The organism is Klebsiella sp. w6 (genome assembly GCF_033100215.1).
Taxonomy (GTDB): Bacteria; Pseudomonadota; Gammaproteobacteria; order Enterobacterales; family Enterobacteriaceae; genus Klebsiella; species Klebsiella variicola.
The window spans coordinates 974185-988155 of sequence record NZ_CP136907.1 but is presented as its reverse complement, the minus strand read 5'-3'; the positions used below and the strand labels follow the sequence as shown (position 1 = coordinate 988155).

Genomic DNA, 13971 nt, shown 5'->3' with positions numbered 1-13971 from the left:
CCTTAAGGGACCGGCCTGCCGAAGTCGGCAAGCCTCAACTTTCTACATGTCATCCTGCAGGTCGCGTCAGCATTGACGGCCAGGGTGGCTCTTCTGCGACGTTGTGAATGACCTTATGTAAGCCTGCGCTCAAACAACACCATTGATTCCAGATGACCGGTATGCGGGAACATATCCAGCATCGCCAGGCGTTGAATCTGATATCCAGCCTGCAACAGGGTTTCGCTGTCTCGCGCCAGCGTCGCCGGGTTGCAGGAAACATACACCACCCGCCGCGGTGCCAGTTTTATAATATGCGGCATCACGCCCGGCGCGCCGGCGCGGGCCGGGTCCAGCAGCACCTTATCAAAGCCGTGCTTCGCCCAGGCCTGACGGGTGACATCCTCTTCCAGATTTTCATGGAAGAAAGTGACATTTGATAAACCATTGAGAGCGGCGTTTTCCCGCCCCTTTTCTACCAGCGCGGGCACCCCTTCCACCCCCACCACCTGGGCGGCTCGCGTCGCCAGCGGCAGGGTAAAGTTCCCCATCCCGCAGAACAGATCCAGCACCCGGTCCTCCGGCCGCAGATCCAGCCATTCCAGCGCAGTACGCACCATCTGCTGATTCACGCCGTCGTTGACCTGGATAAAATCCCGCGGACTGAACACTAAGCGTAGTCCGTCTGAGGTGTACCATGGCGCTTCGCCATGAATATGTTCCAGTATCTCGCTTTGCGGCGCGAGGTACAGAGAAAGACCGTGAGTTTGCGAAAAGCGTTCCAGTTTTTCCCTGTCGCCCGCTGGCAGCGCGGCGGTATGGCGCAGCACCATCAGCGGGCCGTTGTCCGCCTGCACCAGCTCGACGTGGCCGAGGTGGCGTAATGCGCTCAGCGCGCTTAAGCACTCACGCACGGCGGGCAGCAATGCCTCAAGCTGGGGCACCAAAACAGGGCATTGCACCACATCGACGATCGCTTTGGCGTTGGCCTGGCGAAAACCCATCTGCAATTGTTGGGTCTTTGGCTGATAATTCAAGCTTAAGCGCGCGCGACGGCGGTAGCCCCACGGCATGCCGGCGATGACCTCATCCACCTCACGCTTCATCAGCCGCGCCAGCGCGGCGCGTTTACTTTGCTGCTGAAGCGCGACGCTGGCATGCTGCTGTTGGCAGCCGCCGCAGACGCCAAAATGCGGGCAGCGCGGCGCCTGGCGCTGCGGGCTGTCGGTTAGACGGCGTTTCACCTGGGCGCGGGCGTACTGTTTTTTGTCTTCCACCAGCACCACCTCGGCCTGCTCCTGCGGCAGCAAACCGCTCACGAACAGCGCCTTCCCCTGGTGACGGGCAACGCCCTGACCAAAGGGATCGAGGTCATTGACTGTAACGGTTATGATCTGGCGCGTCGTCACACGCCGTTTTGCAGAGTAGAATTGCGCCATCGTAGAGAGTTGTCTCAATCAAATAAAACGAGCTCGTTCAGGGCGGCAGTGCCGCGAAGCGCACCGACGCGCACAGAACGATGATGTCTATATTCTCCCATAATGGAACCGCATGACCAACTACAGCCTGCGTGCTCGCATGATGATTCTGATACTGGCGCCAACCGTCCTGATTGGGCTGTTGCTCAGTATTTTCTTTGTCGCTCATCGTTATAACGACCTGCAACGCCAGCTGGAGGACGCCGGCGCCAGCATTATTGAGCCGCTGGCGGTCTCCAGCGAATATGGGATGAATTTGCAAAACCGCGAATCCATCGGCCAGCTGATCAGCGTCCTGCATCGGCGTCATTCGGAGATCGTGCGGGCCATCTCGGTATACGATTCGCATAACCGGCTGTTTGTCACCTCCAATTACCAGCTCAACCCCAGCGAACTGCAGATCCCGAAAGGCGAGGCATTTCCCCGCCATCTCAGCGTCATCCGCGACGGCGACATCATGATCCTGCGCACGCCGATCGTCTCGGAAAGCTATTCGCCCGATGAGTCCCCCGAATCTGACGCCAAAATGCCGGGCAATATGCTGGGCTACGTCGCGCTGGAGCTGGATCTGAAATCAGTCCGCCTCCAGCAGTACAAAGAGATTTTCATCTCCAGTGTGATGATGCTGTTCTGCATTGGCATCGCGCTAATCTTCGGCTGGCGCCTGATGCGCGACGTCACCGGGCCTATCCGCAATATGGTCAACACCGTCGACCGCATCCGCCGCGGACAGCTGGACAGCCGGGTCGAGGGTTTTATGCTCGGCGAACTGGATATGTTGAAAAACGGCATTAACTCGATGGCCATGTCGCTGGCGGCCTACCATGAGGAGATGCAGCACAACGTCGACCAGGCGACCTCCGATCTGCGGGAAACCCTTGAGCAGATGGAGATCCAGAACGTTGAGCTGGACCTGGCGAAAAAGCGCGCCCAGGAGGCGGCGCGCATTAAGTCTGAGTTCCTGGCCAATATGTCCCACGAACTGCGCACCCCGCTCAATGGGGTGATCGGCTTTACCCGCCTGACGCTGAAAACCGATCTCAACGCCACGCAGCGCGACCACCTGACCACCATCGAACGTTCGGCCAATAATCTGCTGGCGATCATCAATGACGTGCTCGACTTTTCCAAGCTGGAAGCCGGGAAGCTGATTCTGGAGAGTATTCCGTTCCTGCTGCGCACCTCGCTTGATGAAGTGGTCACCCTGCTGGCGCATTCCGCGCACGATAAAGGGCTGGAGCTGACGCTGAACATTAAGAACAATGTGCCGGATAACGTCATTGGCGACCCGCTCCGTCTGCAGCAGATTGTGACCAACCTCGTGGGCAATGCGATTAAATTCACCGAGCACGGCAATATCGACGTGCTGGTGGAGCAGCGGGCCATCAGCAACTCGCGGGTACAGATCGAAATTCAGATCCACGATACCGGCATCGGCATCCCCGAGCGCGACCAGTCCCGACTGTTCCAGGCCTTCCGTCAGGCCGATGCCAGCATTTCACGCCGGCACGGCGGCACCGGGCTTGGGCTGGTGATCACCCAGCGTCTGGTCAAAGAGATGGGCGGCGATATTTCGTTCCACAGTCAGCCGAACCGCGGCTCCACCTTCTGGTTCCATATCAGCCTTGATCTCAACCCGAACGCCATTCCGGATATGCTGAACACCGACGGGCTGACGGGCAAACGTCTGGCCTATGTGGAAGCCAACGCGACGGCGGCGCAATGTACGCTGGAGATGCTGGCCGCCACGCCGCTGGAGGTGATCTACAGCCCTACCTTCTCCTCGCTGGCGGAAGCGCAGTACGACATTCTGCTGGTCGGCATCCCGGTCTCAATGCGCGATTTGTCGCCGCATCGGGAAAAATTAGTCAAAGCCTGCGCGATGTCTGACAACGTGCTGCTTGCTCTGCCATGTCATGCCCAGGTCAGCGCCGAAGCCCTGAAGCGCGACGGCGTCGCTGCCTGCCTGTTGAAACCGCTCACTACCACCCGCCTGCTGCCGGCGCTGGTGGCCACCAATCATGCGCCGGCTTCCGCGCCGTTGACGCAAACCGACAGCCATAAGCTGCCGATGACCGTGATGGCCGTCGACGACAATCCGGCTAACCTGAAGCTGATTGGCGCCCTGCTGGACGACCTTGTGCAGCAGGTGATCCTCTGCGACAGCGGCCAGCAGGCCGTGGACCAGGCCAAGCGGCTGCAGATGGATCTGATCCTGATGGATATTCAGATGCCGGATATGGACGGTATCCGCGCCTGCGAGCTGATTCATCATCTGTCGCATCATCAGCAAACCCCGGTGATTGCGGTCACCGCGCACGCCCTGGAGGGCCAGCGGGAGAAGCTGTTGAGCGCCGGCATGAACGATTATCTGGCGAAGCCAATCGAAGAAGAGAAACTGCACGCTCTGCTGCTGCGCTATCAGCCCGGCCTGCTCAGCGTCGCTCCGGCGGCGCTACCGCCCGCAGAGCCGGTCATCGACCATAACCTGACGCTTGACTGGCAGCTGGCGCTGCGTCAGGCCGCCATGAAACCGGATCTGGCGCGGGAGATGCTGCAGATGCTGATCGCCTTTATGCCGGAGGTGCGTAATAAAGTGGAAGAGCAGCTGGTGGGCGAGCAGCCGGAAGGGCTGGTGGATCTGATCCACAAGCTGCACGGCAGCTGCAGCTACAGCGGCGTGCCGCGGTTGAAAAAGCTGTGCCACACCCTGGAGAGCCAGCTGCGGTCGGGTACCGCCGCCGAGGACCTGGAGCCGGAGCTGCTCGAGCTGTTAGACGAGATGGATAATGTGGCCCGCGAAGCGTGCCGGATGGGCGTGTAAACCCCGGATAGCGGCGCTACGCGCCTCATCCAGGCTACGCCCTACGGTCCGGTATTCGGTTGGTAGCCCCGGTAAGCGTAAGCGCCACCGGGGACGGTTCCCGGATCGCAGTGTTACGGTCCAGTACCCGATTGGTAGCCCCGGTAAGCGTAAGCGCCACCGGGGATGGTTCCCGGATCGCGGTGCTACGCACCTTATCCGGGCTACAAATACCACTGCGCCAACCGGGTTACCGCTTATCGCCCATCTGCAAAACCGCGGCGACGTTACGCGCCGTCATCCGCAGGTTGGCGGCGGCATTGGCCAGCGCTTCATCCAGGGTACAGATGGTATATAACACGCTGAATACCGCATCCAGCCCGTGCTGATGCACCACCCCGACATCGGCGGTAAGGCTGCCGGCAATCCCAATCACCGGGACGTTAAAACGCTTCGCCACCTTAGCTACCCCCACCGGCACCTTGCCGTGGATCGTCTGGCTATCGATACGCCCTTCGCCGGTGATCACTAAATCGGCATCCGCCACCCGCGTCGCCAGCTGCAGCGCATCGGTGACGATCTCAATGCCCGGGCGCAGCGTTGCGCCACAAAACGCATACAGCGCCGCCCCCATGCCGCCCGCCGCGCCACCGCCTTCCAGGCTCAGCACATCGATATCTAAATCACGGGCGATTATCCGGGCATAGTGCAGCAGGCCGCTGTCGAGGCGGTCGATCATCTGCGTCGTCGCCCCTTTTTGCGGGCCAAACACCGCGCTGGCCCCCTGCGGGCCGGTTAGCGGGTTGGTGACGTCGCAGGCAACCTCAATCCGGCAATCTGCCAGCCGCGGATCGAGTTCGCTAAGGTCGATACGCGCCAGCGTCTCCAGCGCGCCGCCCCCGGAGGCGATTTGCTGGCCGTCGGCGGTCAACAGTTTCGCCCCCAGCGCCTGCGCCATCCCGGCGCCGCCGTCATTGGTCGCACTGCCGCCAATGCCAATAATGATCTGTCGCACGCCGGCGTCCAGCGCGTGGCGGATCAGCTCCCCGGTCCCCCAGGAGGTGGTTAGCAGCGGATTACGCTGCGCCGGCGGGACGCTCTCCAGCCCGCTGGCTGCCGCCATTTCGATAAAGGCGCACTGGCGATCGCCGGACAGCCCATAAAATGCCTCAACCGGTTCACCCAGCGGCCCGGTGACCGTCAGCGGAACCTGATGCCCGCCAGTCGCCGCCACCATGGCTTCCACCGTCCCTTCACCACCGTCGGCAACCGGCAGCTTGACGTACTCCGCGTCAGGATAAATCTCGCGAAAGCCTTGCTCTATCGCCGTGGCCACTTCCAGCGCGCTCAGACTCTCCTTCCAGGAATCCGGTGCGATCACTATTTTCATGTGCTGTCCTTACTCTGAGCCAACCCCTGGCGCTGTCGCGCAATGCCGGCCCCCGCAGAGGCCGGCGGCCATTTAGCGCACCATGCATGGACGCTTGTTGTCAAAGGTCCAGCCCGGGATCAGATACTGCATCGCCATCGCATCGTCGCGGGCGCCAAGACCATGTTTCTTATATAGCTCATTTGCCTGCATCACGCGGTCCATATCCAGCTCAACCCCCAGGCCCGGGGTACTCGGTACCTGCACCATACCGCCTTTGATTTCAAAAGGTTGTTTGGTCAGACGCTGGTTGCCCTCCTGCCAAATCCAGTGGGTATCAATCGCGGTGATTTTGCCCGGCGCCGCTGCCGCGACATGGGTGAACATCGCCAGCGACACGTCGAAGTGGTTATTGGAGTGCGATCCCCAGGTCAGGCCGAACTCATGGCACATCTGCGCCACACGCACCGACCCCTGCATGGTCCAGAAGTGCGGGTCCGCCAGCGGGATATCCACCGACTGCAGGGACAAGGTATGGCCCATCTGTCGCCAGTCGGTGGCGATCATATTGGTCGCGGTCGGCAGGCCCGTCGCGCGGCGGAACTCGGCCATCACTTCGCGGCCAGAGAAACCTTGTTCGGCGCCGCATGGGTCTTCCGCATAGGCCAGCACGCCCTTCAGCTGTTTACCAATCTGGATGGCTTCCTCCAGCAGCCAGGCGCCGTTCGGGTCGAGAGTGACGCGGGCATTCGGGAAGCGTTTCGCCAGGGCGCTGATCGCCTCAGCTTCTTCAAAACCGGCCAGCACGCCGCCCTTCAGCTTAAAGTCGTTGAAGCCATATTTTTCATACGCCGCTTCCGCCAGGCGGACCACCGCATCCGGCGTCATCGCCTCTTCATGGCGCAGGCGATACCATTCGCACTGCTCATCCGGCTGGCTCTGATAGGCCAGCGGCGTGGCGTGGCGGTTGCCGACAAAAAACAGATAGCCCAGCATTTCGACTTCGCTGCGCTGCTGGCCATCGCCAAGCAGAGAAGCGACATTGACGCCAAGGTGCTGGCCCAGCAGGTCCAGCAGCGCCGCTTCAATCCCGGTTACCACGTGAATGGTGGTACGCAGGTCGAAGGTCTGCAGGCCGCGGCCCCCGGCGTCGCGGTCGGCAAACTGATTGCGCACCGCGCCCAGCACATTCTTGTACTCGCCCAGCGTTTTGCCTACCACCAGCGGCGCGGCATCTTCCAGGGTCTGGCGGATTTTTTCGCCGCCGGGGATTTCGCCGACGCCGGTATGCCCGGCGTTATCTTTGATAATCACAATATTGCGGGTGAAGTACGGGGCGTGCGCGCCGCTCAGGTTCATCAGCATGCTGTCATGGCCGGCAACCGGGATCACCTGCATGGTCGTAACAACGGGCGTTGAAGTGAAAGTCGTCATAGCATCATCCTTTTTAATTAGTGGCGGCCGAAAACGGGACGTTTGCGGTCGAATGTCCAGCCGGGGATCAGGTACTGCATCGGGCCTGCGTCGTTGCGCGCGCCGCCCGGCAGCGCTTTATAGGCCTCATGGGCTTTGCGCACCTGCTCCCAGTCAAGTTCCACGCCGAGTCCCGGCGCGTCTGGCACGGCAATCTTGCCGTGAATAATCTGCAGCGGATTTTTGGTCAGGCGCGCGTCGCCCTCCTGCCAGATCCAGTGGGTGTCAATGGCGGTGGGGTTGCCCGGCGCGGCGGCGCCGACGTGGGTAAACATCGCCAGGGAAATATCAAAGTGGTTGTTGGAATGGCAGCCCCAGGTGAGCCCCCAGTCGTCACACAGTTGCGCCACCCGTACCGCGCCGGAGAGCGTCCAGAAATGCGGGTCCGCCAGCGGGATGTCGACGGCATTGAGCATCACCGCATGGCCCATTTCACGCCAGTTGGTGGCGATCATATTGGTGGCGACCGGCAGCCCGGTGGCACGACGGAACTCGGCCATCACCTCCCGGCCGGAGAAACCTTGCTCGGCACCGCACGGATCTTCGGCATAAGTCAGGACATCCTGCAGCCCTTTGCACAGCGCGATGGCCTCATCCAGCAGCCAGGCGCCGTTCGGGTCGACGGTGATGCGCGCCTCCGGAAAACGCTTTTTCAGCGCCCGCGCGGTGTCGATCTCCTGCTCGCCGGGCAGCACGCCGCCCTTCAGCTTAAAGTCTTTGAAACCGTAGCGATCCTGGGCGGCTTCCGCCAGACGCACTACCGCCTCGCTGCTCAACGCCTGCTGATGGCGCAGGCGGTACCATTCATGATCGCCCGGCGTATGGTCCAGATAGCCAAGGTCGGTTTTCTGCCGATCGCCAATATAGAACAGGTAGCCCAGCACGGTGACGGCATCACGCTGCTTACCCGGCCCCAGCAGCTCGCAGACCGGCACCTTCAGCACCTGGCCGAGCAGGTCGAGCAGCGCCGCTTCCAGCGCCGCCACCGCGTTAACCTTCAGTTCGAAGGTCCACGCCCCTTTGCCGAAGGTATCGAAATCCGCCGCCTGATTGCCTTTGTGCACCTGCTGCACTACGCGATTGAGTCGGGCGACCTCCTGGCCCACCACCTGCGGGATCGCCGCCAGCAGCGTCTGGTAGATGACCTCCCCGCCGGGCGCTTCGCCAACGCCGGTGTGGCCGGCGTTATCGGTCAATACCACGATATTGCGGGTAAACCAGGCGTTGTGCGCCCCGCCGATGTTCAGCAGCATGCTGTCGTGCCCGGCCACCGGAATGACCTTCATCTCTGTGATAATCGGGCTGGATTGGGTAGTCATGATGAGCGCCCCACCACAGGTTTCAGTTCGATGCGTTTGATATCGCCCACCAGCACCAGGTAGCTCAGCACCGCCACCAGGGCATGGATGCCGACGTAGATCAGCGCGCCGTTGAACGAGCCGGTGGTGCCAACGATATAGCCGATGGCGATGGGAGTGACGATACCGGAGATATTGCCGAACATGTTGAACAGGCCGCCGGAGAGACCGCTAATTTCTTTCGGCGCGGTATCCGCCATCACCGCCCAGCCGAGCGCCCCGATCCCTTTGCCGAAGAAGGCCATTGCCATAAAGCCGATCACCATCCACTCCACGTTGACATAGTTACACATCAGCATGGTCATGGAGAGCAGCATCCCCAGCACGATCGGCGTTTTGCGCGCGATATTCAGCGAGCCGGTGCGGCGCATTAACCAGTCGGAAATCACCCCGCCCAGCACCCCGCCGACAAAGCCGCACACCGCCGGAACGGAGGCGACAAAGCCGGCTTTGAGGATCGACATGCCGCGCGCCTGCACCAGATAAACCGGGAACCAGGTGATAAAGAAGTAGGTTAAGGCGTTGATGCAATACTGACCGATATAGATGCCGATCATCATCCGCGATCCGATCAGCTGTCTGATCTGTCCCATTTTGACGCTAAACGGCACTTTCTGCGCGCTGCTCTTCTGATCCATGTTGATCAGCGCCCCGCCTTCGGCGATATAGTCCAGCTCTTTCTGGTTCACGCCCGGATGGTTGTTCGGATCGTGGATCACTTTCAGCCACACAAAGCTGATCACAATCCCCAGGCCGCCCATAAAGAAGAACACGTGCGACCAACCCACCTCATGCGTCAGCCAGCCCATGATCGGCGCGAAGATAACGGTGGCAAAGTACTGGGCGGAGTTAAAAATCGATACCGCCGTCCCCCTCTCCTGCGCCGGGAACCAGGCGGCGACGATACGGCTGTTGCCCGGGAATGACGGCGACTCGGCAAGGCCGACGAGGAAACGCAGAGTGAACAGCGCGATGATAATGCCAAAGCCGCTGAAGATATCGACGAAGCCCTGCAGCAGGGTAAACATCGACCAGATGAAGATCGACCAGAAATAGACGCGCTTCGAACCGAAGCGGTCAAGCAGCCAGCCGCCCGGGATCTGGCCGATGACATACGCCCATGAGAAGGCGGAGAACACATACCCCATGCCAACAGGATCGAGGCCGATATCTTTGGCCATTTCTGAACCGGCGATCGACAGCGTCGCCCGGTCACCATAGTTAAAAGAAGTGACGATAAACAGCATCACCACTATCCAGTAGCGGGCGTTGGTGCGCTTTTCAGCCGCCGTCGCCGCCTGACTTAATGAACTCATTGTTGTACTCCTGAATCATAGCGTTTAGCTACGTTCATTCTGAACAGCACAACCTGTAGGGTAATCAGAATGACGTGGTCGTGTTTTGATAGTTGTCGTTATATCTGGCACTGCATTTATCACTGGCTGGAGCAGTATATGAAGAGGCACACCGCGGCTCACCGTGCATCTACACAGCTTTTACGCCGCTATTGCAGGTGGTTTGTGGCGGATGCCTGAAAGAATGGGGGGAAGTTCACGGAAATGAAAAACCAGCGCCGCTGGAGCCGCAAAGCACAGCAAAAAGGGCCGGAGTGTGAAATACCTCACTTGACCCGGTGAAACTGGCTGGCTTAAGCCATGATATTGCTAAGGATATTGTGGCGTTTGCCTAAAGGCGTGGCGCCAGGAACGCGCTACCATTTTGACGTCCGCGTATCTGGCCGCGACGTATTGAAAGAGCGCCCTCTGCGTAGGGAGAGGGCAGCGCTTTTATTCGAGCAGGGTGGCCCACTGCTCAACCCACGGATTGGAGACGCTCTCCGGCTCCGGGTCTTCGCTAGCGTCAATCTTCAGCATCTCGCCGATGCGCTTCGCGCCCTGCTCCTGCAGTAGCTGGTCGAACTTCAGCCCGCCGCCGCAAAAGTTAGCATAGGTGCTGTCGCCGAGCGCGATAATGCCGTAGCGCAGATGGGGCTGATACATATCTTTCATCCCCTCATACAGCGGAACAATGCTGTCCGGCAGATCGCCCTGCCCGGTGGTGGAGGTGACCACCAGCACATATTTACCCGTATAGGATTCCCAGTCGTTGACCTGCGGATCCTCGTACACGGTTGCCTTGTGTCCCAGTCCGCTGAGGATCGCTTCCGCTTCTTCCGCGACCAGCAGCGAGTTGCCGTACATGGTGCCGACAAAAATTCCGACTTCCGCCATGCTATTATCTCCCTGGATTGACCTTATTCCCTTCATCCTGACCGCAGTCGTCGGCAAACTCAACCCTTTCATTTAGCGGGAGAAGCCCGCGCCAGCCAAACTGCGACAGGGCGCGCATCCAGACCTCGTCAAAACCAGCGCGCAGGGTCAGAGGCTCGCCGGTAAACGGATGGGTTAACGACAGCTCGCTGGCGTGCAGCATCAGGCGGTGACAGCCGAAATGTTCTGCGGCGCTGCGGTTTTGCCGCAGATCGCCGTGCTTGCTGTCGCCAAGGATCGGATGACGCAGATGAGCAAGATGGCGGCGCAGCTGGTGCTTGCGGCCGGTTTTCGGCTCCAGTTCCACCAGCCCGTAGCGCGTGGTGGGATAACGCCCGGTTGCCACCGGCATCTCCACCGTCGCCAGGCCGCGGTAGTGGGTCACCGCCGGCTGCGGATCTTTGTCCTCACGAGCAAATTTATCGGCGATTTTATCCAGCTCTTCCACCAGCGGGTAATCCAGCAGCGCTTCGTCCATCAGCCAGCCGCGGACGATCGCATGGTAGCGCTTCTGGATCTGATGCTGTTCAAATTGCTGCGCCAGCAGGCGGCCCGCCTCGCTCGACAGCCCCATCAGCAGGACGCCGGAGGTGGGCCGGTCGAGACGATGAGCGGTAAAAACGTGCTGGCCAATCTGGTCGCGCACGGTCTGCATCACCACCACTTTCTCGTCGCGATCGAGCCAGCTGCGATGCACCAGCCAGCCCGAGGGTTTATTGACCGCCACCAGCCAGTCGTCCTGGTAGATAATCTCCAGCATCAGGCCTGCTCACCGGCAAACAGCGCGTCTAACAGCAGAAGTTCCGCCAGCATGGATTCGCGGACCGGGTGGGCCTGATCCAGAGCCATCTCGTAATAAGGCGCAACGGCAAAATTTTGCGGCAGCGGCTGACCGCTCTCCAGCAGCTGGTGCATACGCGGGATCAGGACCCACTGCAGCCACTCCAGCGGCTCCAGGGTATCCAGGCAAAACGGCTTATCGCTGGCGAAGGCGCTGCTGTCCGGCGCCGTCGCCTGCCAGTGCTCTGTTTCGCGCAGCAGGGCTTCAATGGCGCGCAGGCGATCGCGCACGCTATCGTGAAGAGTCATGGGGAAACCTCGATGAGTTAAAAACCGGGCGCAGGATAGCAAATCCGCAGAAGAAATAAAAAAAGGGAGCACTGTATAAACAGTGCTCCCGGTTCGTTTTGCAGCATTCCCGCTACATTAGTGCTCCCTGCTCGTCCTTGAAAACTTTTCCTGAGGTCTCCTGACCAATGTTCATCCATAAACTCGCGCATCCTGCTTTCACACCACCCCGATGCGAAATGACTTATCCTTAAGTTTGTCCCGATCTTCCTGATCCACCGTTCATCCTGAGCGGCTCTCGTTCTCCATCCTGGAGGTGTCCATTACGCGTTCCTGCGTTATCCTTGCTTCATCCTGAAGCCTGTCCTTGCAACGCCATCCTGGCGGGTCCTGCAGAAGCGCCATCATCCTGATGTTCGCTTCATTTCGCGACTTCCTGTCGACAGACATAGGATCACTGATTCTGCCTCGTCTTACAACCCTTCTTGAGACAATCTCTTAAGATTAGTCCCCACTCAAAAGGACGAAAAAATTAAGATCTGATTTGATACCAATGACTTATAAAAAAAAGAAGGGATTAAATTTGCCTTAAATGATGACGATCTCTTACAGGTTTTGTAAGAGATCTCTCACAAACGACCAAGTAGACTGGATTACAGAACCGGCTCAAGGTGGCTGAGGAAACTCGCAAGCGAGGGGGAAAGCGTGATGCGTTTGGCGGTGCCGAGGGTCTCTTTGATCACCTCGCCGCTGAGATTACAGACGGAAATCACATCCCGTTCACTCTCGAGGGTGGCGATAAACAGCGTCGGCGCCAGCTTCAAGCGCTTCTGTACCACCAGGTGCCCGATTAAGTTTTCCTGCACCCGCTGGAAATCCTCTTCACTCCAGGTCTGCAGCAGCGTCAGCGTTTCGTCGGCAAACCGGCCGGTCATGTCGCCGGCAAACTGAGTGGTATAATAAGAATGAAGCGGCTGTTGTACCACAATATCCAGGGCGCGTTCAACCGCGCTGATATTTTGCGCCAGCGAAAACGGCTGCGGCTGCCAGAATACGGCCTCGCCCTGGGTATCAACGACGCAAGGCGACGGAACGCCGTAAAGCTCTTCACTGCGCGGCAGGCTGTTGCGCTGTTGCTGCCAGGCGGCGCAGTAACGTTGGGTAAAAGCGCGCAGCGCTTCTGCGGTCTGATGGTCCACCGGTTTCTCTCTTCACGTTAGACAGGATACACTGGAGAGATAGTGTACCCGCTTTACTATGGTGAAACATGTCTTCTTACGATAATCATCAGGCGCTGGCCGGCCTGACGCTCGGTAAATCAACCGATTACCGCGATACTTATGACGCCTCGCTGCTGCAGGGCGTCCCGCGCAGCCTTAACCGCGATCCGCTGGGCCTGCATGCCGATAACCTGCCGTTCCACGGCGCCGATATCTGGACGCTGTACGAACTCTCCTGGCTGAACGGCAAAGGCCTGCCGCAGGTGGCCGTCGGCCACGTCGAACTCCCCGACACCAGCGTCAATCTGGTGGAGTCAAAAAGCTTTAAGCTCTATCTCAACAGCTTTAACCAGACGCGTTTCGCCAGCTGGCAGGACGTTGCAGAGACGCTGACCCGCGATCTGAGCGCCTGCGCGCAGGGCGAGGTCAAGGTGGCGCTGTATCGGCTGGATGAACTGGAAGGCCAGCCGATTGCCCACCTGCACGGCGCCTGCATCGACGATCAGGATATCGAGATCGATAACTATCAGTTCAGCACCGACTATCTGCAGGGCGCCGCCAGCGGCAAAATCGTGGAAGAGACGCTGGTCAGCCATCTGCTGAAATCCAACTGCCTGATCACCCACCAGCCGGACTGGGGCTCGGTACAGATCCAGTATCGGGGGGCGAAAATCGACCGCGAGCAGCTCCTGCGCTATCTGGTCTCATTCCGCCATCATAACGAATTCCATGAGCAGTGCGTCGAGCGCATCTTTAACGATATTCTCCGTTTCTGCCAGCCGGAATCGCTTTCCGTTTACGCCCGCTATACGCGACGCGGCGGTCTGGATATCAACCCCTGGCGCAGCAACGGCGACTTTTCCCCCGCCACTGGCCGCCTCGCCCGACAATAATAAATAATTTCACAATATGCGTGCGTTTAGGCGCGCGCAAGGTTGTGGAAACGCCGCTCG

At 59.6% G+C, this 13971-nt stretch carries 11 protein-coding genes; 2 read left to right on the top strand and 9 right to left on the bottom strand.

Annotation, left to right across the window (positions count from 1 at the left end):
* Positions 1-113: 113 nt before the first annotated feature.
* Positions 114-1418 carry a 23S rRNA (uracil(1939)-C(5))-methyltransferase RlmD gene (gene rlmD / locus R0140_RS04870; protein ID WP_032740921.1) on the bottom strand — a complete coding sequence of 435 codons (1305 nt, stop codon included), beginning with the start codon at positions 1416-1418 and terminating at the stop codon, positions 114-116.
* 112 nt (positions 1419-1530) lie between these two features.
* Between rlmD and barA the strand changes: the two genes are divergently transcribed.
* Positions 1531-4281 (top strand): two-component sensor histidine kinase BarA, encoded by a 2751-nt coding sequence (barA, locus tag R0140_RS04865; RefSeq protein WP_012540726.1) that lies wholly within the window; start codon positions 1531-1533, stop codon positions 4279-4281.
* Between the two features lie 229 nt (positions 4282-4510).
* On the opposite strand, the gene R0140_RS04860 is transcribed toward barA, so the two are convergent.
* The 8 genes from R0140_RS04860 to syd all read right to left on the bottom strand — a co-directional run bounded on the left by R0140_RS04860 (position 4511) and on the right by syd (position 12997).
* A complete protein-coding gene (locus R0140_RS04860; RefSeq protein ID WP_008806249.1) occupies positions 4511-5650 on the bottom strand; it encodes a glycerate kinase in 1140 nt (379 codons plus the stop codon).
* A 72-nt stretch (positions 5651-5722) separates the two neighbouring features.
* The gene (gene gudD, locus R0140_RS04855; RefSeq protein ID WP_008806250.1) at positions 5723-7063 is read right to left on the bottom strand and encodes a glucarate dehydratase; all 1341 of its coding nucleotides are present in this window, start codon (positions 7061-7063) and stop codon (positions 5723-5725) included.
* Between the two features lie 17 nt (positions 7064-7080).
* Entirely contained in the window at positions 7081-8421 is a 1341-nt protein-coding gene (locus R0140_RS04850) for an enolase C-terminal domain-like protein (RefSeq protein ID WP_012967325.1), read from the bottom strand.
* Positions 8418-9776: an MFS transporter gene (locus R0140_RS04845; protein ID WP_008806252.1), complete on the bottom strand. Its 1359-nt coding sequence runs from the start codon at positions 9774-9776 to the stop codon at positions 8418-8420. The genes R0140_RS04850 and R0140_RS04845 overlap by 4 nt, the downstream gene beginning before the upstream one ends.
* Positions 9777-10247: 471 nt before the next feature.
* Positions 10248-10691, bottom strand: a complete 444-nt coding sequence (locus tag R0140_RS04840; protein WP_008806253.1) for a flavodoxin — start codon at positions 10689-10691, stop codon at positions 10248-10250.
* A 4-nt stretch (positions 10692-10695) separates the two neighbouring features.
* On the bottom strand, positions 10696-11490 hold the full coding sequence (gene truC, locus R0140_RS04835) for a tRNA pseudouridine(65) synthase TruC (RefSeq protein WP_008806254.1): 795 nt from the start codon (positions 11488-11490) through the stop codon (positions 10696-10698).
* Positions 11490-11819: a YqcC family protein gene (locus R0140_RS04830; protein ID WP_008806255.1), complete on the bottom strand. Its 330-nt coding sequence runs from the start codon at positions 11817-11819 to the stop codon at positions 11490-11492. Before R0140_RS04830 ends, truC begins: the two co-directional genes overlap by 1 nt.
* 632 nt (positions 11820-12451) lie before the next feature.
* Positions 12452-12997, bottom strand: a complete 546-nt coding sequence (syd, locus tag R0140_RS04825; RefSeq protein ID WP_008806256.1) for a SecY-interacting protein — start codon at positions 12995-12997, stop codon at positions 12452-12454.
* Positions 12998-13065: 68 nt separating this feature from the next.
* On the opposite strand from syd, the gene queF reads away from it, so the two are divergent.
* The gene (gene queF / locus R0140_RS04820; RefSeq protein ID WP_008806257.1) at positions 13066-13911 is read left to right on the top strand and encodes an NADPH-dependent 7-cyano-7-deazaguanine reductase QueF; all 846 of its coding nucleotides are present in this window, start codon (positions 13066-13068) and stop codon (positions 13909-13911) included.
* Positions 13912-13971 lie beyond the last annotated feature (60 nt).